Raw genomic sequence first — 21,081 nt, 5'->3', positions numbered from 1 at the left:
TTGGTGGTGATTTTTTGCAGAATGGATATGAAAATCAATATAAAAAAATATTAATAGCAGTAATTCTAGGCTTTATAGTAGGATGTATTGCTTTAATATACAATAAATTCCTTGATTATATAATAATAAAAATTTTATATTTGAATAATCTTCAGTCACTTACATTTCGTATAATATCTATATTTTTTCCTGCTCTGGGTGGCCTTATAGTCGGGTATATGATTAAATATGGCAGTATTACAGCAAAAGGACATGGTATACCTGCTATACTGGCTTCAATTAAAAGCCGGGAAAGGCATCTGACATATAAAGATCTTTTAACAGAAGGTTTTGCCTCTGCTGTTACTATTTCTTCTGGTGGTTCAGCAGGACGGATAGGACCAATTGTAGAAATTGGTGCCGGAATCGGTGATTTAATAGGTTTTAAATTAAACTACACTCTGTATGATTACCAGACACTGCTTGGGTGTGGTGCAGCAGCTGGAGTTGCCGGTTTATTCCATGCTCCATTAGGTGGAATTATGTTTGCAACTGAAATACTTTTCAACAAAATAGAAAAAAATCGTCTAATAATGCTTACAATAAGTGCTGTTTCAGCAGATATGATCATAATCTTAAACTCAGATAGCTTGTTTTTACCAAAATTAAATTTCAATATCCCTGACATACGTTTTGGTTTTATATCTATATTTATAGGTTTGTTTGCAGCTATACCTGGTGTTTTGTTTATATGTTCTCTAAAATTAAGTGAAGAGCTTTTTTCAAAATTAAAGTTTAAAGATATTTTGAAACCTGCTGCAGGTGGTTTAGCAGTTGGTATAACAGCATTTTTTATTCCGGATATACTTGGTTCTGGAAGTCAGATTATTGTTCAACTTTACAAACACCCTAACTATTTAATGAGAGGCCTTATATTAGTAATGGTTTTTAAAATAATTGCAACTGCCTTAACACTAGGCTCAGGTGGATCAGGAGGGATTTTTTCCCCATCACTGCTGATCGGTTTAACATATGGACTGTTGATAGAGAAAATTATAAACATTATTTTTCCATTCTTATGCATATCAATACAGCTGTATGCTCTTGTTGGTATGGCTGCGGTCTTGAGTGCAGTAATAAGGGCTCCTCTTACTTCAGCTTTTATTATTGCAGAATTTACCCATAATTATGCACTTATACTTCCTTTACTGATCGCTGCACTTACAGCTGAACGATCTGCCAATTTAAGTGGTCTTAAGTCAGCTTATTCTCCAGAATATTTTAAGCGTTTTTATTGATTTGATAGGCATCATAGGGAATTTATTGTTTCAATTTTTTTCTGTATTAAATTGGTAATGCACAACACTTTTATTTGCTTGACTTTTTAAGCTTTTATGTTATAATTAAGGCAATAAAATATAATTGGGAAGGAGCGATTTTCTTAATGACAAAATATCAGTGTACTGTTTGTATGTATATTTATGATCCTGAAGAAGGTGATCCTACAAGCGATATCGAACCTGGTACAGCTTTTGAAGATCTCCCAGAAGACTGGACCTGCCCTGAATGTGGTGTAGGTAAAGATATGTTTGAGCCTCTTGACTAATTTTAGAAAAATAATTTTTAACAGCTGGGGTTTTTAACCCCAGTTTTCCATTATTAAATATATGATTCTAGAGATTTAGTAATTCTTTACTTTTAAATACTCATATAGTATAATTAGCACAAAAGTTTATAAATAATCGGCCGTTTTTGTTTATAGGAGGTATTATATATATGAAGCAGTTTGTCGTAATAGGTCTGGGAAGATTTGGTGCTAGTGTTGCAGAAACCCTTGCTGAAAATGGATTTGATGTACTGGCCATAGATAAGAATCCAGAAAGAGTACAGTCAATTGCTGATATAGTCACACATGCTGTAGAAGCAGATGCTACAGATGAAGAAGCATTAAAAACACTGGGAGTCAGAAATTTTGATGTAGCAGTGGTTAGTATTGGTGATAATGTATCTGCTAATATACTCTGTACTTTGATTTTAAAAGAACTTAATGTTCCCTATGTGGTTGTTAAAGCTCCCGATTCACTGCATGGAAAAGTTTTAACAAAGGTTGGGGCAGATAGGGTTGTCTATCCAGAGAGGGATATGGGAGCCAGAATAGCAAACAATTTAATTTCTTCTAATGTTTTGGATTACATAGAATTTGCTCCTGAATATGGTGTTATTGAAATACTTGTATCAGAAAAAATGATAGGAAAAACTCTGGGAGAACTTGCTCTGCGGAGTAAATTTAATGTTAATGTAATGGCGATTAAGAGAGGTCAGGAACTATTTATCTCACCAGGAGCGGATGATAAAATATTAGAAGAAGATAGATTGGTTGTAATAGGGAAAAACGAAAATCTAGAACAGCTGAAAAGTTTTTAGATAAGCAGGAGTGATTTAATGTCTCAAAAAATTAAAAAATATCATATTATAACATATGGCTGTCAGATGAATGAACATGATTCTGAACTGCTGGCAGGTATGTTAGAAAATTTGAATTACAGATATACTTCAGAATTGAAAGATGCAGATATAATACTCTTAAATACATGTATTATTCGAGAAAATGCAGAACTGAAAGTTTATGGAAAACTGGGTGAACTAAAACAGTATAAACGCAAAAATCCCGATCTTATTATTGGTATTGGCGGATGTATGATGCAGCAGAATGATCCGGTAGAAGAAATATACAAAAAATATAAGCATGTTGATTTAATTTTTGGAACCCATAATATTCACCATATTCCTGAATTAATAAGACAAATAGAAAAAAATAAAAATAGAGTTGTTGAAGTCTGGGATGAAGCAGAAGGTTTAATGCCTGATCTTCCTTCAAGAAGGGATTCTGACTATTCAGCCTGGATATCAATTATACAGGGCTGTGATAATTTCTGCAGTTACTGTATAGTTCCATATGTTCGCGGTAGAGAAAGGAGTAGACCTCTAAATTCTATAATATCTGAAGCAGAAAAACTGGTTGATGATGGTGTGATGGAAATTACTCTTTTAGGACAAAATGTGAATTCTTACGGAAATGATCTGGATAATAATATAGATTTTCCAGATTTGCTGACAGAATTAAATCAAATTAAAGAGCTCAAGAGGATAAGATTTATGACTTCACATCCAAGAGATTTATCCAACAAACTGATTGATAAAATCAATATCCTGGATAAAGTATGTGAACATATACATTTACCTGTACAGTCAGGTAGTAATAAAATTCTAAAACAGATGAATAGAGGTTATACCAGAGAATATTATCTTTCTCGTATAGAAGAAATTAAAAACAAACTTCCAGATGCATCTATCTCAACTGATTTTATTGTAGGTTTTCCTGGAGAAAGTAAAGATGATTTTGAAGACACTCTTAATCTGGTGAAAAAAGTCCAGTTTGATATGGCATATACCTTTATTTATTCACCCAGAAAAGGAACACCTGCAGCAGAAAAAAATAATCAAATTCCAGAGAAAATAAAAAAAGAGAGACTCAATAAGTTAATGGATCTTCAGAACCAAATTAGTTATCAGAAAAACCAAAAACTTATCGGAAAAAAACTAAGGATTTTAATCACAGGAGAAAGTAATAATAATCCGGAAAAGTTAGAAGGTCGGAGTAGAACTAACAAAATATGTTTTGTGGATAAAAATAAAAATCTAATTGGAAACATTGCTGAAGTAGAAATAAAAAAAGCAAAAAGCTGGACACTGGAAGGTGAAGTCCTTAATATATAAGAAATTGTCAAAACCTGAGGGAATTATACTTTCAGGTTTCTATTCTTTTAGAAGATGGAGTGATTACTTTGTCAGATTTAACACCTATGATGGAGCAGTATAAAAATATAAAAAGCAAATATCAGGATGCAGTATTATTTTTCCGCCTGGGTGATTTTTACGAAATGTTTGGAAAAGATGCAGAAACTGCAGCTAAAAATTTGGATATTGCCCTCACTTCACGCAATAAAGGAGGAGGAGAAAAAATTCCTATGGCAGGTGTACCGGCACATTCTTCTGCTTCATATATTTCAAAATTAATTAAAAAAGGATTTAAAGTTGCAATATGTGAACAGCTTGAAGACCCTTCTGAAACCAGTGGAATAGTTAAAAGAGATGTAATTCGGGTAATTACACCTGGTACTGTTATAGAAAATGAAATCTTAAAAGAAAATGAAAATAATTATCTTTCTGCTGCAGTTAGCTATCAGGGAAAAATAGGGTTTGCATATACAGATATATCTACAGGTGAATTTTTGATTACTGAATTCCCGTTAAAAGAAAAAGAAAAACTAATAGATGAAATTCACCGTATAATACCACAGGAAATATTAATAGATATAAAAACAAAAAATAACATTAATCTAGATCAGCTGCAAAATATATATAAATTTTCCTGTAATGAATGCAAAAATAAAGATTATAAGTATCTTAAAACAGAATTAACTGAACACTTTAATGTTCAATCTTTGGAAGGATTTGGTTGTGCTGATATGAAAGCAGCTGTATATGCAGCTGGACAAATACTTATTTATTTAAAAGAAACTCAAAAAAGAAATATAAAACACTTAAATAAACTTCAGTCATACCATTTGGAAGATTATATGGTACTTGATGCAGCAACCCGCAAAAATCTTGAGTTAACTTCTACAATTAGAGATAATAAAAGATCAGGATCACTGATATCTGTTATTGATAAAACAGTTACATCTATGGGGGGGCGTAAAATTAAAAAATGGATAAATCAGCCTCTAATAAAAAAGAAAAAAATTATTGAACGACTGGATGCAGTTGAAGAATTAAAAGATAATTTTATTGAATTACAAAAGTTAAGAAAAAAACTTGAGGATATCTATGATTTGGAAAGAATCATGAGTAAAATAACATACCAATCAGCAAACGGAAGAGATCTGGCAGCACTAAAAAATTCTCTTTTTAATCTTCCTGAAATAAAGCAGAAGCTCAAAAATTTTAATGCTGAATTAATAAAATCAATGACTGATAATTTTGATTCTCTTACTGATATATATGAGCTAATTGATAATTCTATTGTAGATGAACCTCCTACAACTGTTACCGAAGGAGGAATAATAAAAAAAGGATTTAATAAAGAACTGGATAAATTAAAAAAACAGGTAAGTGAAGGTAAAGAATGGATAACATCTCTGCAAAAAATAGAAAGAGAAAAGACAGGTATTTCGTCATTAAAAGTTGGTTTTAATAAAGTTTTTGGTTATTATATCGAGGTTACAAACTCAAACTTAGACAGTGTACCTGAACATTATACAAGAAAACAAACCCTAAGCAACAGTGAAAGATATATTATTCCAGAGCTAAAGGAAAAAGAATCTCAAGTATTAGGTGCAGAAGAAAAAATGAATGAACTTGAATATAATCTTTTTATTCAAGTTAGAGAAAAAATAGCAGAAGAATTTGCCAGAATAAAGTTAACTGCAGATATAATTGCAAAAATTGATGTTCTATTATCATTTGCTGTGGCTGCAATAGAAAATAATTATACTAGGCCTGTAATAAATGACGATTGTCATATAAATATAAAAAATGGCAGACATCCGGTTGTTGAAAAAATGTTTAAAGAACAATTTGTTCCTAATGATACTATACTGGATCATAAAAATAATAGATTTATTATCATTACTGGTCCAAATATGTCTGGAAAATCAACTTATATGCGCCAAGTTGCACTAATAGTGCTGCTGTCCCAAATTGGAAGTTTTGTTCCTGCGGAAAAAGCAGTTATAGGTCTCAGCGACAGAATTTTTACCAGAGTAGGGGCAAGTGATGATTTAACAACCGGTCAGAGTACATTTATGGTAGAGATGAATGAAGTAGCTAATATCGTCAATAACAGTACAAAAAAAAGTCTAATTATCCTTGATGAAGTAGGAAGAGGTACAAGTACTTATGACGGTGTCAGTATAGCCTGGGCTGTCAGCGAATATATTAACAATCCGGAACGTATTGGTGCACGAACTCTTTTTGCAACACACTATCACGAACTAACACGTCTTGAAGATGAGTGTGAAGGTGTAAAAAACTATAATGTACTGGTAGAAGAAGATAGTGATGGGGTACACTTTTTACATCGTATTGTTGAAGGTAGATCTAGTGATAGTTATGGAATAGAAGTAGCCCGTCTTGCTGGACTTCCCAATGAGATAATTATAAATGCTCAAAAAATTCTTGAACGTCTAGAAAAAAATAACCAGACTCCAATAAGAAAGCTGGAAAAACAAGCTAAAAATAAGAATGTTAAACAGCTGCAGCTTTTTTCTGAAGATAATCCTGTAATAAAAAAGCTGCAGAAAAAAGATATTATTAATATGACTCCAATGGAAGCTATTAACTTTTTGTATAATTTAAAACAGGAATTAAATGATAAGGAGAATTAAAATGGGTATAATTAAACAACTCCCACAAAATGTTGCCAATCAAATATCTGCCGGAGAAGTAGTTGAACGACCTGCTTCAATTGTTAAAGAATTAATAGAAAACTCTATTGATGCAGAAGCAAATAAAATAGAGGTCAACATTTCTGAAGGAGGAAGAGAAAAAATACATGTTAAAGATAATGGTACCGGTATTCTTCCTGAAGATATGGAAATGGCTTTTTGCAGATATGCAACAAGCAAAATTAAAAATATAGATGATATTTACTCACTTTTTACTCTCGGTTTTAGAGGAGAAGCGCTTTCCAGTATATCTTCTGTTGCAAAAATAAAGATGATAAGCCGACATAAAAGTAAAGAATCCGGTATGGAAATAAAAATAATCGGCGGCAAAATAGAATCTAAAAAACCAGTAGGCTGTCAGATAGGAACTGAAATTACAGTACGTGATATATTTTATAATACACCGGCAAGATATAAATATTTAAAAACTACATCTACAGAATTTGGACATATAAGCAAAATTGTAAGCGCTGAAGCTGCTGCATATCCAGAAATCCAGTTTAAACTTAATCACAATAAAAACAATGTACTTACAACACCGGGTAATGGTAAATTAGAAGATACTATTTTTGCTATTTATGGTGAAGAAATTGCAAATAACTTAATTGAAGTGAATATAGAAGACCGCTATATAAAATTAAATGGATATATAGGTAATACTAATATATCCCGCGCCAGCAGAAGCCATGAGCTTTTTTTTGTAAATAAACGTCCAATATTGAACAGAACTGCAACCAGTGCAGTGGAAAAAGCTTATAAAAGACTGCTCGATCCAGGTAGATATCCAGTTGTATTTTTATTTATTGATGTAAATCCTATTCTAGTTGATGTTAATGTTCACCCGGCAAAAAAAGAAGTTAAATTCAGCCGTAATCAAATTATTTTTGATGTTATAAGTAAAGGTTTAAGAAAAATATTAAAAAATGAAAATCCAACTCCAATTGTTAATGTTAACAAAAACAATACTAATAAAAATAATAGTCAGCCTAAAATCAGCCCTGAAAAAATTCAGCAATCTTTTGATCAAAATACTTTTTTTAGCACAGTTAATAATAAACAATTAAATAATAAAAATTCTATTCATGACAGGTACAGCAGCTATCAAAATAAGCAATATACAAATTATATTTCGAAAAAAAATATTAAAAATAATCCACCTTATAAAAAACAAGTAAATTATGAAGATAATTATGAATATTCAAAAGAACACTATGTAAGTGAGGAAAATATAAAATTTAAATATCTTGGTCAAATTTTTAACAGCTATCTAACTATAGAAACTGAAACAGGAATAAAAATAATTGATCAGCACAATGCCCATGAGAGAATCCTTTTTGAAAATCTTTTTGCAGAATATAATAGTAAAAATAACACAAATCAGGCTCTGCTGCTGCCGGTAAAAATAGATCTATCACCAGAAGAAAAAGAAATAGTAAATAAATATAAAGAATCTCTTAACAAGCTTGGTATAGTATTTTCTGATTTTGGTGGTAATACAATACTTATTGAGGAAGTTCCATCATTATTAAAAGATAAATCAACAAGAAATATAATCGAAAATCTTATAGGTAATTTACTTAAAGAAGGAAAAACTCTTAATATAGCTGAACAAAAAGAGGTAATGATTAAGTATCTAGCCTGTAGAAGTGCAATTAAAGCAGGGAGGCCGCTCAATAAAAATGAAAGTATCAAATTAATTAAAGATCTTTTAACCACAGAAAATCCGTATAGATGTCCTCATAGTCGTCCAATAATGATAGAAATTAGCAAAAAAGAAATAGAAAGAGGTCTTGGGAGATAATGGATAAATTATTAGTAATAACAGGTCCAACAGCTGTAGGAAAAACAGATCTTTCTATAAAACTAGCTGAAGTGCTTAATGGTGAAATAATATCTGCTGATTCCATGCAGATTTATAAAGATATGAATATCGGAACCGCTAAAGCAGATAAAAAAATACGCAGTACAATTCCACACCACTTAATAGATATTATTACACCAGATAAAGAGTATTCTGTCAGTTTGTTTCAGAAAGATGCTGATAGAATAATAGAGGATATTAGGGCAAGAAATAAAATTCCTATCATTGTTGGTGGAACAGTTCTTTATATTAAAGCTGTTCTGGAAGGTTTTATGCTGCCTGATATAGAGCCTGACTATAAATTAAGAAAAAAATTAAATTATCTGGCAAAATCAAAAGGAACAGAACATGTTCACAGTATTTTAAAAAAAAGGGATCCCAAACTTGCAGAAAAACTCCATCCCAATGATTTAAGAAGGGTTATCAGAGGAATAGAAATTTTTGAGCAGACAGGCAGAACAAAAACTTACTATAAAAAAATGCAGAAAAAAAAACCTCCTCGCTATCATTCAGTAAAATTTGTTGTAAAGCGGAAGAGAAAAAATCTATACAATAGAATTAATCAAAGAGTAGATTTTATGATAGAATCTGGCTTAATAGATGAAGTAAAATACCTGCTGGACAATTATGATTTAAGTAAAACTGCAAAACAGGCACTGGGTTACAAAGAAGTTATAGAATATTTTAACAAAAAAATTTCGTTAAAAGAAGCCATAAATAATATAAAGAAAAGGACAAGACATTTTGCCAAACGCCAGTTGACATGGCTGAGAAAAGAAAATAATTTGATAGAATTAAATGCAGATAAAAATTCTCCAGAAGAAATGAAAAATAATATTTTAGATATAATAAAGGAGCAGTAAATAAGATGAAAGACATAACTATCAATAAAAAAAATCCCAAACCAGTTTAAACTGGTTTTTTGAGGTAAGAATGTCCTTTGAGGTAAGAATGTCCAATGATCTTTATTATCGGCTTAAATATTTTTATAATTTTATAACTTTGCAGGATTTTTGACCTATATATTGAATTTTTAAGTATAAGAATATATAATAATAGGAGGCTGCATAATTATGAATAATAAGAAGAATTATCAGGATGAAATTCTTAATCATGTGCGCGAAAATAATATTGAAGTAGTTGTTTATTTTGTTAATGGCTATCAATTAAAAGGCGAAATTATAGGTTATGATAATTTCACAATCATATTAAAAAGTGATCAAAGAGATCAGATGATTTATAAACATGCTATTTCTACTATTGCACCTGTTGAAAAGATAAGTGGACTTCTCGAAATTGTTAAAGAAGATGATTAAATAAATATTCTACTTTAAATAGGAAGTTGATAAGGAAGTTGATAATTTTGAAAAAAAAAATATTAATAATAATTATTTTTACAATATTTTTATCTATATTTTCCTTAAATGCCTGTGCTTATTCCAATTTTAATTGGAAGTTATTAAAATCCAACAGCAAATACATTTTACAAACCGCTCCTAATAATATTATTGCAAATTATAATCTTGCTCTTTCTTATGCAAATACAGGGCAAATTGATAAAGCATATGATATTATAAATAGTTTTGACGGTAGTATTAATAGAGAAGAATTCAATGCTGCCGTTCAGAACTATCTTAAACCACTTGACCAATTTTCTGATACTCAAAATATTTTATTATTAAATTATGCTGCTTTTAAAGAAGTAATTAATGAAAATTATAATGAAGCAATAAATATTTTTAAATTTGTTATTAGAAATGATCCCAAAAATCAGTGGACAAGAAATCATATAGCTGCAGCATATTTAGAACTTGAAGATTATGATAATGCTTTTAAATATATCAATTCTGCTTTAAAAATTAAAGACAATAATTATTCACATTTACTAAAAGCAGTTATATATTATGAAAAAGATAATTTAATTAAAGCTTTTTTTGAAGCTTCTCAGGCAGGTTCACTTGTAAATTCACTACTTGAAAGGAATTAATATTTAGGAGGCTTTTGAATGCTTTTTGACAAGGAAGGAAATTTTAATATTGTACAGCTCTTTTCCTATCCAGATAATGATTATAATAAATTAAAAAATGAAGCACTAAAATGCAGTAGATGCCTCTTACGAAAAAAATGTAATGGTGTGGTTATGGGAGAGGGCAGTTTAACCGGCAAGATAATGCTTATTGGAGAAGGACCTGGTGCAAATGAAGACAGGTTGGGGAGACCTTTTGTAGGACGAGCCGGCAAACTGATGAATGAAATACTAGAAGCGGTTAATTTAAAAAGAGAAGATATTTACATAACCAATATTGTTAAATGCAGGCCTCCAGGGAATAGAGTCCCAACAAAAGAGGAGTTCGAATCCTGTGTTTCAATTTTAATGGCTGAAATTAATCTTATAGAACCAAAAGTTATAGTTCCTTTGGGATCAACAGCTTTGAAATTTTTAATTGACCCAGATGCCTCTATAACGAAATTGAGGGGGAAGTGGATCCAGCGAGGAGAGTATTTTATTCTCCCTACTTTTCATCCAGCCTATCTTTTGCGCAACAAAAAAATGAAAAAATACAGCTGGCATGATTTTAAAATAATAAAAAAATCCGCTGATAGAATAAAAGAATTAAAAAGCAGCGGAAGTTTGTAAATTATTAATTCTCCATCTATATAGATGGAGAATTTTTTATTTAAATTACAAAATTAAAATTAAAAACTGAGATTTCTATAAAGGCCAATAACTTTTCCTAAAACAACTACATTTTTAGAAATAATGGGCTCATATGCAACATTTTCTGGCTGCAGCCGTATATAATCGTCTTCTTTAAAAAATCTTTTTACAGTTGCTTCATCATCAAGCAAAGCTATTACAATATCTCTATTTTCTGCATGATTCTGTTTTTGTGCAATTACATAGTCATGATCATAAATACCTGCATCGTGCATACTATCTCCACTAACTTGAAGCATAAAAATTTCTTTATTTCTAACTTTTAGATAATCAACCGGAAAAGGGAAATAATCTTCTATATTTTCTTCAGCCAGGATAGGTTCACCTGCTGTTACCTTACCTACAACTGGAATTTTTAGCATTTCTTTTTTATCCTTTTCTATATTATCATTCTCATAAATCACTTCAATAGCACGGGGTTTAGAAGGATCTCTGCGCAGATATTTTAATTTTTCTAATGTTTTTAGGTGGCTGTGAACAGATGCAGGAGATTTTAACCCAACTGCACTTCCAATTTCTCTCACAGATGGAGGATAACCTTTTTCATCTATTTCTCTCATAATAAACTTTAATATACTCTTTTGACGGTCGGATAATTCATTCATTAATAAATCCCTCCTGACTATAATATATTATACCATATGATATTAAATATAACAAACAATCGTTCATCTTTTTCTTGACAATGAACATATGTATTGTTATAATTACATTAAAGAACATGTGTTTAGTACATTTGTATGTATAAAGGGGGAGTTGATTATGTATACAGCTAATTCTATTAGAAAAAAGAAACAGTATAATACAGACAGAGGTAAAAATGTTTTATTAAAACTGACTTTTATACTAGTAACAATATTTATCCTGTTAGTATTAATAACAGTGATCTTTACTCTAATTTCTTCCGGGAATAATGAAATTGAATATAATCAATACATTGTCAAAAAAGGAGATTCATTATGGTCAATTGCAGATAATCATTATGGTAATAAAGTTGATTTGAGAAAAAAAATCTATACAATTAAAAAAGTGAATAATTTAGATAATTCTATAATATCACCCGGGGAACAGATAATTCTCCCTATAAATTAGAAAACATCTTTAATTAGAAAGGATTTTTTATAATGACTAACAAACAAAAAACAGTAATTTATACAAGAGTCAGTACAGAAAAAGATAGTCAGGCAGGCAGTTTAAAAAGGCAAAAAGAAGAATTAATAAATTATGCATCCGAAAATAATATGGAAATTATAAAAATTATTGAAGAAAAAGAAAGCGGTTTTGATGAAACAAGAAAGGGAATGCTGGAGGTTTTAGAGCTGATAAGAGATAAAAAGGCAGACACTCTCCTCATACAGGACAGCAGTAGATTGGGGAGAGGAAATGCAAAAATGGCTTTAATACATCAAATATTAAATATGGACGGGAAAATCATTTCTTATGCTGATAAAGGTGCTATTGCTTTAAATGATTTGGAAAATATGATTCTGGAAATTTTATCTGTAATTGAAACATATCAGCAAAAACTGACAAACAGAAAAATAAGTAGAGCAATGAGAAAAAAAATAAATGAAAGCAGATTTAATCCCGCAGATAATTTAAAAAACACTGATAAAGGAGGAAGACAGCGAAAAGATATTCCTATTGAAGAAATAATTCGTTTAAAAAAACTTGAACTTAGTTTTAAAGATATTGCAGCAACACTTAGAGGACTGGGATATGATGTATCAAAATCAACTGTACATAGAAGATATAGAGAATTTATGCAAAACAGCTTAAAATAAAGCTAAAATAAAGTTGAAAAATGAAAATTATAAAAATATTTATATAAAAATATTTTTATATTATAGTAAAAACTAAAATAGTAAAAACGGCCTACCAAAAATTTGACTGTACAAACTTTTGATTTTTATTTTTAATATCCCATAATCTTAAGTAAACTTAAGATTATGGGATATTTCTAATTTTAATAACATATATAATTTCTAGCATAATACTTCCCAAATTTATAATAACTTCGTAAAATAATAATTTTACGAAGTTATTATTTAAAATAATTTATAGATTACATTTTTACATCTAATTCAATTATTATTACTCTTTATATACTGCCACAACTTCTCCATAATAAAATGTATGCATAACTTCATCTGGATATTTCTTTTCTAAAATATCTTCATCTAGATTTTCTTTGATCATATCCTGATGATATTTAATTTTACATATAAAATGCAGATCATTTCCGTTTATAATTGGAACTTTAGTTTCTTCAACTTCCATCAGTGTTAGACCCAATTCTTTAATTTTATCATGATCTCTACCGGATCTAGTTCCACAAAACTGCAGTTCCTTTTTAAACTGGCCATTCAATGGTACACTAATTGTAAAATAATCACTATTTTCTATAAGCTGATGTGTATGGCGTGACTTTCTGACAGGCGCCATTATAATATTTTGATTCCAAACAAATCCTGCCGTTCCCCATCCCATAGTCATTGTATTTACTTCACCATTATATTTAGTTGTTAAAAATACTCCTCCAGGTAAAACAATATTATAATCATTTAAAATCTGATTAAATTCTGCTTTTTCCACTAATATCACCTCTTAAACTTAATCAATTTATTTTTCCTTTTTCATGTAATTCTTTAATTTGGACTACATCTTTGTCTCCCCGTCCAGAAAGATTAATTATAACAATTTGATCCTTTGTTAATTCAGCAGCTACTTTAAGACCTCCAGCCACAGCATGAGCACTCTCTAAAGCAGGTATAATACCCTCTTTTTCTGATAATAAATGAAATGCATTTATTGCTTCCTGATCATTTGCTGTAGTATATTTAGCTCTACCTGATTCTTTAAGATAGCTGTGCTCCGGACCCACTCCAGGATAATCCAGACCTGCTGCTATTGAATGCGTATGTGAAACAATATCATCATCATATAAAACATAACTTTTAAAACCATGCAGTTCACCAGGTTTACCATAGCTTAATGGTGCAGCATTTTCACCGGCTTTAACACCTTTACCACCTGGTTCAATACCCAAAATATTTACTGTTTTATCATCTACAAAAGGTGCAAACAGACCTATAGCATTACTGCCACCACCCACACAGGCAACTATATAATCTGGCAATTTATTTTCTTTTTCTTGAATTTGTTTTCTAGCTTCTTTTCCAATAATTGACTGGAATTCTTTTACCATAGTTGGATATGGATCCGGACCAACTGCAGATCCTAGCATATAAAAAGTATTATCAGCATTTTTTACAAAATCTTTTAAAGCTTCATCTACAGCTTCTTTTAAAGTTCCATCTCCAGCACTGACAGCCTTTACTTCTGCTCCCAAAAGCTCCATTCTAAAAACATTTAACTGCTGTCGTTTAATATCAATTTCACCCATGTAGATAATGCAATCCATACCAAATAAAGCACATACAGTTGCAGCTGCTACTCCATGCTGACCGGCACCGGTTTCTGCAATAATTCTTTTTTTACCCATTTCCCGAGCAAGTAATGCTTGACCAATACAGTTATTAATTTTATGGGCACCTGTATGATTTAAATCTTCTCTTTTTAGATAAATTTTTGCTCCACCAATTTCTTCAGTTAAATTTTTGGCAAAATATAAAGGACTTGGTCTACCGACATAATCTTTAAATAAATTGGCAAGTTCATCCTGAAAATCCTTTTTATTCTTAATTTCATAAAATGCATCTTTTAAGTCCTTTAAAACAACTGCTAATTCTGAAGGTACAAAACTACCTCCAAAATCACCAAAAAATCCTTCCCTGTTCTCTTCTCCACTCTTCTTATTCATTCTCTCATCCTCCATCTCATTTTATTAAATTCAATATTTTATTGAATTTAATAAAAGTTTAGCAGATATATTGTCAGGTGTCAACTTATCTTATCAAAGATTATTCCCATTTTTTTGTAATTTTTTTACACATCTTTTTCTAAACAGCAAATAGTACGTATATTTTTAATAGCAATTTGATAAAATTAAATCTAAGTGAAAATATATATGAGCAGGAATACTGGTAATTTCTATTATAAATTACTTAAGAGCAGGTCTTAAGACCTGCTCTTCTTTTGATCTGCCAAATTTATTAACTGTAGATAATTTTATTGTTTAAATAACTTTTTCTTGTATTAAATTGAACTTAAATTTACCATTTTCAAAATCTACTTCTACCATATCTCCTTCTTTAATTTTTTCTTCCAATAAGAGCATAGCCAATTCATCTTTAATCTGATTTTGAATAACTCTCCTTAAAGGACGAGCACCATAAGCAGGGTCAAAACCAAGTTCTAAAAGTTCTTCTTTTGCTGTTCTTGTTAGTTCAATTTCTATATTCTGTTCAGATAAATTTTCCTGCAGATAAGATATTTGAATATCAATAATATTAAATATATCCTCTCTGCTCAAAGAATGGAAAATTATCTTTTCATCAATTCTATTTAAAAATTCGGGCCTAAACTGAACTTTAAGTGCTTCATCAATTTTTTCTTTAATTTTAGCTTCATCATCTAAATCCTGAATATACTGTGAACCAACATTAGAAGTCATTATAATTACTGTGTTTCTAAAATCAACTTCCTTACCCTGACTGTCAGTTAAAACACCATCATCAAGTATCTGCAGCAGAATATTAAAAACATCCGGATGAGCTTTTTCTATTTCATCAAATAAAATTACAGAATAAGGGTTGCGTCTTACTTTTTCTGTCAGCTGTCCACCCTCTTCAAAACCAACATAGCCTGGAGGTGAACCAATTAGCTTAGAAACTGCATGTCTTTCCATATACTCAGACATATCAATTCTAATCAGAGCCCGTTCATCATCAAAAAGATATTCAGCCAGTGTTTTGGCAAGTTCAGTTTTACCAACTCCGGTTGGTCCCATAAACATAAAGGAAGCAAGTGGTCGATTTGAATCCTGAAGACCTGTGCGTGAACGGCGAATTGCATTGCTGACTGCTTTAACAGCATCATGCTGCCCGACAACACGTTTTTCCAAATGATCTTCTAAATGAATCAACTTTTCTTTTTCTTCTTCCATCAGTTTCTGCAAAGGAATATCAGTCCAGAGTGAAACGATTTCTGCAATATCTTCTTCTGTTACTTCTTCCTTAACCAAATGGCCGGCTTCATTTTGCGATTCTTCTACTTTCTGGCTGACCTCTGTTAATTTTTTGCGAAGCTCATTAAGCTCACCATAGCGCAGGCGTGCTGCTTCTTCATAATTAGCATCTCTTTCTGCAGCTTCAGCCTGATATTCAACCTGATCAATTTTTTCTTTAAGTTCCTGTATTTTTGCCAGTTGATCTTTTTCGTTTTTCCATTTTAAACGAAGTGGGTCACGCTGATCTTTTAATTCCTGGAGTTTTTCTTCAATTTCAGTTAGTCTTTCCTGAGCTTCATCTGTATTTTCATTTTTAAGAGCTTCTTTTTCTGTTTCCAGCCTGCGTACTTTGCGGTCCAGTTCATCTATTTCCATTGGCATAGAATCAATTTCAATTCTAATTTTAGAGGCAGCTTCATCAATTAAATCAATAGCCTTATCAGGCAGAAACCTTTCGGTTAAATATCTATCAGAAAGCTTAGCAGCTGCAACAATTGCATTATCTGTTATTTTAATTCCATGGTGAATTTCATATTTTTCTTTTAATCCTCTTAAAATTGAAATAGTATCTTCAATATTAGGTTCAGAAACCTGTACCGGCTGAAATCTTCTTTCTAATGCTGCATCTTTTTCGATGTGTTTTTTATATTCTGCTAAAGTAGTTGCTCCAACACAGTGCAGTTCTCCACGTGCTAAAGCAGGCTTTAAAAGATTGGCAGCATCCATTGATCCTTCTGTAGCACCTGCCCCAACCAGTGTATGCATTTCATCAATAAAAAGAATTATTTGTCCTTCAGCTTTTTTAATCTCTTTTAAAACTGATTTTAACCTCTCTTCAAATTCCCCTCTAAACTTTGTTCCAGCAACTAATGACCCCATGTCAAGAGAAATCACTTTTTTGTTTTTTAAGTTTTCTGGGACATCACCGTTTACTATTCTCTGTGCCAGCCCTTCTACAATTGCAGTCTTACCAACACCCGGTTCCCCTATTAAAACAGGATTATTTTTGCGCCTTCTTGAGAGAACCTGCATTACTCTTCTAATTAGATTATCTCGTCCAATAACTGGATCTAAATTACCTTCTCTAGCCTGGTCAGTAATATCAATTGTATATTTTTCTAAAACATTGAAATTATCTTCGCCCTGCTGTGAATCTATTTTATCTCCTCCACGGAATTCTTTAATGATCTGCTTCATTTCATTGTAATATATATTTTGCTCATAAAGTAATTTACCTAAATTAGTTTTTCTATCCTTTAACATTGCCAGCAAAAAGTGTTCAGTAGATATATATTGGTCTCCAATACCTTCTGCCTCTTTTTTTGCCTCACGCATAATATCATTTAACTGTGATGACATATATACCTGCCCACCCTGTTCAGAATAGACCTGAGGTAATCTTTTTAACAGCTTTTCATTTTCTGCTTTAAGTTTCGTCAGGTTAGCTTCCGACTTCTGTAGAAGTGGAATAACAATACCATCATCCTGATTTAATAATGCCTGAAATAAATGGGCAGGGAATATCTCCTGATGCTGATAGTCTTTGGCAATATTTTGTGCCTCAACCAAACTCTGCTGTGCTTTTCGAGTAAAGTTTTCCATATCCATTTTTATTCCCCCTTAATAATTTATATACAATTTTTTAATTTCTATAAATATTATAATATAAAGGTCAGAGAAGGTCAAGAGTTAATATAAAAAGGATTTACGGATCTTTAATTGAATAATTGATATATAGGTTAAATATATTATCCCAATCAATATAAAATTATAATTATAATTATAATTTATAATAAGATATAATAAGATATAATAAGATATAATAAAAATAAAATGTATAATTTTATGTGCTTTTTGGCAAGCATAAAATTAAATTACTAAATAAACAAATATAAACTTAAACAAAGGAAGTGATTAATATTTCTCAGCTCAATTTTTTACAGGCAGTAAATAAATTTAAAAAATATCTTGAGATAGAGAAAGGTTATTCCAGACTTACAATTAAGGAATATGACAGTGATCTGCATCAATTATATGATTATTTGCGAGAAGAATTAGACTTTAAAGAAAATTTTAGTGCAGGTGAAGTTGATAGGCTGGATATATCAGAATTTTTGGCAGATGCTGTAATAGTAAATGATAATAAAGCAGTAACCAGAAACAGAAAATTATTTGCTATTCGCTCTTTTTATAAATACCTCTTACATTATGGTATAGTAAATAAAAATCCTGCAGAAGCAATAGAAAGCAGTAAAACTGATACTCGTCTTGAACCAATTTATTTAAAACTAAAAGAAGCACAGCAGTTTATAAAAGCTATCGATGAATATGGGGGTATCAACCGCCTACGAGATCTTGCAATAGTAAAATTATTTCTATATGCAGGTCTCAGAATTTCGGAACTTGTAAATTTAGATTTCGATAACATTGATTTTGATGACGGTTCAATAAAATTTTATGGAAAAGGCAAAAAAGAACGTTATGTACCACTGCATAATGATGTAATTTTAGCTATCAGACGCTATATGAGGGAAAGAAATTCAATTAAAATTACGGAAAGTGATGCCAGACAGGCAGTCTTTATATCACGGCATGGCAGACGAATTAATCCAAGAACTATTCAGCTTTTTGTAAAAAAATATGCAAAAAAAGCAGGATTAAGCAGAGCGGAAAAAATAACTCCACACAAACTTCGCCATACCTTTGCTTCTACACTATATCGTCAGACTAAAGATATTAAGGTGCTTCAGGATCTTCTGGGCCACTCAAACATTTCAACCACACAGATTTATACACATGTAGATAATGAAGAAAAGAAAAGCGCCATTGATGAAATGCCGGATCTATAATTTTAAAAAAATAACTTATAAAAAATATAATCAAAAAAAAGGCAGGCAAAAACCTGTCCTTTCATAATTCATAAAATGGTGGTGAGAGACAGAATCGAACTGTCGACACGTGGATTTTCAATCCACTGCTCTACTGACTGAGCTATCTCACCATAAAAATATTAGTGCCTTATAGGACACTAATTAATGGACCCTAATTAATTTAAATCAAAAAAATAAAAATGGTTGCGGGGGCCGGATTCGAACCGACGACCTCCAGGTTATGAGCCTGACGAGCTACCAGACTGCTCTACCCCGCGGCAATGTGGTGAGCCATGGAGGAATCGAACCTCCGACGCCCTGATTAAAAGTCAGGTGCTCTACCGACTGAGCTAATGGCCCTTTTATCTTGCGACGTTATATATAATAACACTATTTATTTTACTTGTCAATAGTAAAATTATAAAAAAGCAGATAAATTTTATCTGCTTTTTTAATATCGAGGTAATTATACTAAATGGTTTATTGTGGATATAATTTATAGATCCATAATTTACGATATCAACAAAATTTAACTTACTGTAATAAAAAGTTCGAAAGATTTTTTCTAAAGAAAATTTTTTCAAATTTAAGGAAGATAATTAACAGGGTTAATAGGTTTCCCATTTAATAAAACTCCAAAATGAAGATGAGATCCTGTACTTAATCCGCTGCTTCCAGCCAGTGCTATTTTTTGTCCTGCTTTAACTTCTGTACCAACAGATACAAGCAGTCTGGAATTATGAGCATACAGAGTTTCTACGTTATTGCCATGATCAATAATTATAGTTCTGCCAAATCCAGTCATCCAGCTGCTTTGCGTAACTGTTCCAGAAGCAGCCGCTTTAACAGCAGTTCCATTCGGTACAGCAATATCAAGCCCATTATGAAATTCTCGACTTCTTTTAACAGGGTGGTTTCTCCAGCCAAAATTAGAAGAAATCCTGCCCATTACAGGCCATATAAAAACTCCTTTTTTTAACTGTATTGGTCCAGATGAAGTGAAATTTCTAATAACCAATTCCTGTCCAGCATAAATTTTATCTCCATGCAGATTATTAGCCTGTTTAATTGTATCTACATCAGTTCCATACTTTTTCGCAATTATGGTAAGAGCTTCTCCTTTTTTTACCTTATGTACAATGCTTTCAATATTATTTACTTCTAGTTTTGAACTTCCAATTCCATTATTATTAATCAAAAGTTTTTGTCCAACTTTTATAAAATTAGATTTAATACTATTTTCTCTTTTAAGTTCAGAAACAGTAATATTAAATCTATCAGCTATTTCAGATAGTGTATCACCTTTTCTAACTTCATAAAGAATACTATCTTCTGAGGATTGATCTTCACTGCTGGCATCAGCATCAATCTTACTGTTCCTAATAATAATTTTTTTGCCAATGCTTAAAAAATCACCATTTAAATTGTTTTTTTCACGAAGTGCCTTTATAGAAGTGTTATATCTATGTGCTATTTCTGAAAGTGTATCACCAGATTTTACTTCATGAACAATAAGAATATTATTTTCTTCATCATTTTTATTTTCTGATTTATTATCCGTTATATAATTATTTTTTATGTTCAGTTCCTGTCCTATTTTAATTATATTGGAATTTAAGCCATTTATTCTTTTAAGTTCAGAAATAGTAATATTAAACTTATCTGCAATATCAGATAGGGTATCCCCTTTTTTAACAGTATAAATTTCGCTTTGAGTTCTAGCTTTTAAAAGCTGATATGTTTTATTCCCAACAACACCATCAACTTTCAAACCTTCTTTTTGCTGAAATTCCTCAACAATTTCTTTGGTTCTTTGACCAAATATACCATCAGGACTTACATCATAATCCATCTGCTGCAGCATCCTTTGAACTTCTTTTACATCTTTACCTCTACTTCTGATATCTACTTTAAAGGCAGATACTGAAACAGAAAAAACAAATAAAAATATTAACAAAATTAGAAAAGCACTATTAAATTTTTTTTTCGCCATCTCTTCCCTCCTTTCACAA

General features: G+C 31.0%; 18 protein-coding genes and 3 tRNA genes. 13 read left to right on the top strand and 8 right to left on the bottom strand.

Annotated elements, in window-relative coordinates; all coding sequences use genetic code 11:
* Window positions 1-14 precede the first annotated feature (14 nt).
* From DER71_RS00495 to DER71_RS00450, 10 genes are all read left to right on the top strand, one after another.
* On the top strand, window positions 15-1,277 hold the full coding sequence (locus tag DER71_RS00495) for a chloride channel protein (protein ID WP_114456932.1): 1,263 nt from the start codon (window positions 15-17) through the stop codon (window positions 1,275-1,277).
* Between the two features lie 146 nt (window positions 1,278-1,423).
* Window positions 1,424-1,585 carry a rubredoxin gene (rd, locus tag DER71_RS00490; RefSeq protein ID WP_114456931.1) on the top strand — a complete coding sequence of 54 codons (162 nt, stop codon included), beginning with the start codon at window positions 1,424-1,426 and terminating at the stop codon, window positions 1,583-1,585.
* Between the two features lie 170 nt (window positions 1,586-1,755).
* Complete coding sequence (locus DER71_RS00485; protein WP_114456930.1) at window positions 1,756-2,403, top strand: TrkA family potassium uptake protein; 648 nt, start codon at window positions 1,756-1,758, stop codon at window positions 2,401-2,403.
* An 18-nt stretch (window positions 2,404-2,421) separates the two neighbouring features.
* Complete coding sequence (gene miaB / locus DER71_RS00480) at window positions 2,422-3,756, top strand: tRNA (N6-isopentenyl adenosine(37)-C2)-methylthiotransferase MiaB (protein WP_114456929.1); 1,335 nt, start codon at window positions 2,422-2,424, stop codon at window positions 3,754-3,756.
* A 68-nt stretch (window positions 3,757-3,824) separates the two neighbouring features.
* The gene (mutS, locus tag DER71_RS00475; RefSeq protein ID WP_114456928.1) at window positions 3,825-6,428 is read left to right on the top strand and encodes a DNA mismatch repair protein MutS; all 2,604 of its coding nucleotides are present in this window, start codon (window positions 3,825-3,827) and stop codon (window positions 6,426-6,428) included.
* A gap of 1 nt (window position 6,429) precedes the next feature.
* Complete coding sequence (gene mutL, locus DER71_RS00470) at window positions 6,430-8,289, top strand: DNA mismatch repair endonuclease MutL (protein WP_114474185.1); 1,860 nt, start codon at window positions 6,430-6,432, stop codon at window positions 8,287-8,289.
* A complete protein-coding gene (gene miaA, locus DER71_RS00465) occupies window positions 8,289-9,212 on the top strand; it encodes a tRNA (adenosine(37)-N6)-dimethylallyltransferase MiaA (RefSeq protein ID WP_114456926.1) in 924 nt (307 codons plus the stop codon). The genes mutL and miaA overlap by 1 nt, the downstream gene beginning before the upstream one ends.
* A 210-nt stretch (window positions 9,213-9,422) precedes the next feature.
* Window positions 9,423-9,665, top strand: coding sequence for an RNA chaperone Hfq (hfq, locus tag DER71_RS00460; protein WP_114456925.1), 243 nt, complete (start codon window positions 9,423-9,425; stop codon window positions 9,663-9,665).
* A gap of 47 nt (window positions 9,666-9,712) precedes the next feature.
* Complete coding sequence (locus tag DER71_RS00455; RefSeq protein ID WP_158531682.1) at window positions 9,713-10,336, top strand: lipopolysaccharide assembly protein LapB; 624 nt, start codon at window positions 9,713-9,715, stop codon at window positions 10,334-10,336.
* A gap of 18 nt (window positions 10,337-10,354) precedes the next feature.
* Entirely contained in the window at window positions 10,355-10,987 is a 633-nt protein-coding gene (locus DER71_RS00450) for a uracil-DNA glycosylase (RefSeq protein ID WP_114456923.1), read from the top strand.
* Window positions 10,988-11,046: 59 nt separating this feature from the next.
* On the opposite strand, the gene lexA is transcribed toward DER71_RS00450, so the two are convergent.
* Window positions 11,047-11,673, bottom strand: coding sequence for a transcriptional repressor LexA (lexA, locus tag DER71_RS00445; protein ID WP_114456922.1), 627 nt, complete (start codon window positions 11,671-11,673; stop codon window positions 11,047-11,049).
* 157 nt (window positions 11,674-11,830) lie between these two features.
* On the opposite strand from lexA, the gene DER71_RS00440 reads away from it, so the two are divergent.
* Both DER71_RS00440 and DER71_RS00435 read left to right on the top strand, forming a co-directional pair.
* A complete protein-coding gene (locus tag DER71_RS00440) occupies window positions 11,831-12,160 on the top strand; it encodes a LysM peptidoglycan-binding domain-containing protein (protein ID WP_158531681.1) in 330 nt (109 codons plus the stop codon).
* 32 nt (window positions 12,161-12,192) lie between these two features.
* The gene (locus tag DER71_RS00435) at window positions 12,193-12,852 is read left to right on the top strand and encodes a recombinase family protein (RefSeq protein ID WP_114456920.1); all 660 of its coding nucleotides are present in this window, start codon (window positions 12,193-12,195) and stop codon (window positions 12,850-12,852) included.
* 310 nt (window positions 12,853-13,162) lie between these two features.
* Here the strand turns inward: DER71_RS00435 and DER71_RS00430 are convergent, their stop codons facing one another.
* The 3 genes from DER71_RS00430 to clpB form a co-directional block, all read right to left on the bottom strand.
* Window positions 13,163-13,663: a flavin reductase family protein gene (locus tag DER71_RS00430; protein ID WP_114456919.1), complete on the bottom strand. Its 501-nt coding sequence runs from the start codon at window positions 13,661-13,663 to the stop codon at window positions 13,163-13,165.
* 22 nt (window positions 13,664-13,685) lie between these two features.
* On the bottom strand, window positions 13,686-14,891 hold the full coding sequence (gene trpB, locus DER71_RS00425) for a tryptophan synthase subunit beta (RefSeq protein ID WP_114456918.1): 1,206 nt from the start codon (window positions 14,889-14,891) through the stop codon (window positions 13,686-13,688).
* Between the two features lie 315 nt (window positions 14,892-15,206).
* Window positions 15,207-17,807 carry an ATP-dependent chaperone ClpB gene (gene clpB / locus DER71_RS00420; protein WP_114456917.1) on the bottom strand — a complete coding sequence of 867 codons (2,601 nt, stop codon included), beginning with the start codon at window positions 17,805-17,807 and terminating at the stop codon, window positions 15,207-15,209.
* A gap of 302 nt (window positions 17,808-18,109) precedes the next feature.
* Between clpB and xerA the strand changes: the two genes are divergently transcribed.
* The gene (xerA, locus tag DER71_RS00415; protein ID WP_114456916.1) at window positions 18,110-19,048 is read left to right on the top strand and encodes a site-specific tyrosine recombinase/integron integrase; all 939 of its coding nucleotides are present in this window, start codon (window positions 18,110-18,112) and stop codon (window positions 19,046-19,048) included.
* 76 nt (window positions 19,049-19,124) lie between these two features.
* Here the strand turns inward: xerA and DER71_RS00410 are convergent.
* The 4 genes from DER71_RS00410 to DER71_RS00395 all read right to left on the bottom strand — a co-directional run bounded on the left by DER71_RS00410 (window position 19,125) and on the right by DER71_RS00395 (window position 21,062).
* Window positions 19,125-19,200, bottom strand: a tRNA-Phe gene (locus DER71_RS00410).
* A gap of 70 nt (window positions 19,201-19,270) precedes the next feature.
* Window positions 19,271-19,347 (bottom strand) — tRNA-Met (locus DER71_RS00405).
* A 6-nt stretch (window positions 19,348-19,353) separates the two neighbouring features.
* Window positions 19,354-19,429: transfer RNA gene (locus tag DER71_RS00400), tRNA-Lys, on the bottom strand.
* A 226-nt stretch (window positions 19,430-19,655) separates the two neighbouring features.
* Entirely contained in the window at window positions 19,656-21,062 is a 1,407-nt protein-coding gene (locus DER71_RS00395) for a LysM peptidoglycan-binding domain-containing protein (RefSeq protein ID WP_114474184.1), read from the bottom strand.
* Between the last annotated feature and the right edge of the window lie 19 nt (window positions 21,063-21,081).

Origin of the sequence: Halanaerobium sp. DL-01 (assembly GCF_003338615.1) — a bacterium.
In the GTDB taxonomy this organism is placed as follows: domain Bacteria; phylum Bacillota; class Halanaerobiia; order Halanaerobiales; family Halanaerobiaceae; genus QPJE01.
Note: the sequence above shows the minus strand (reverse complement) of the source record. Positions and strands in the feature narration are given on the sequence as shown.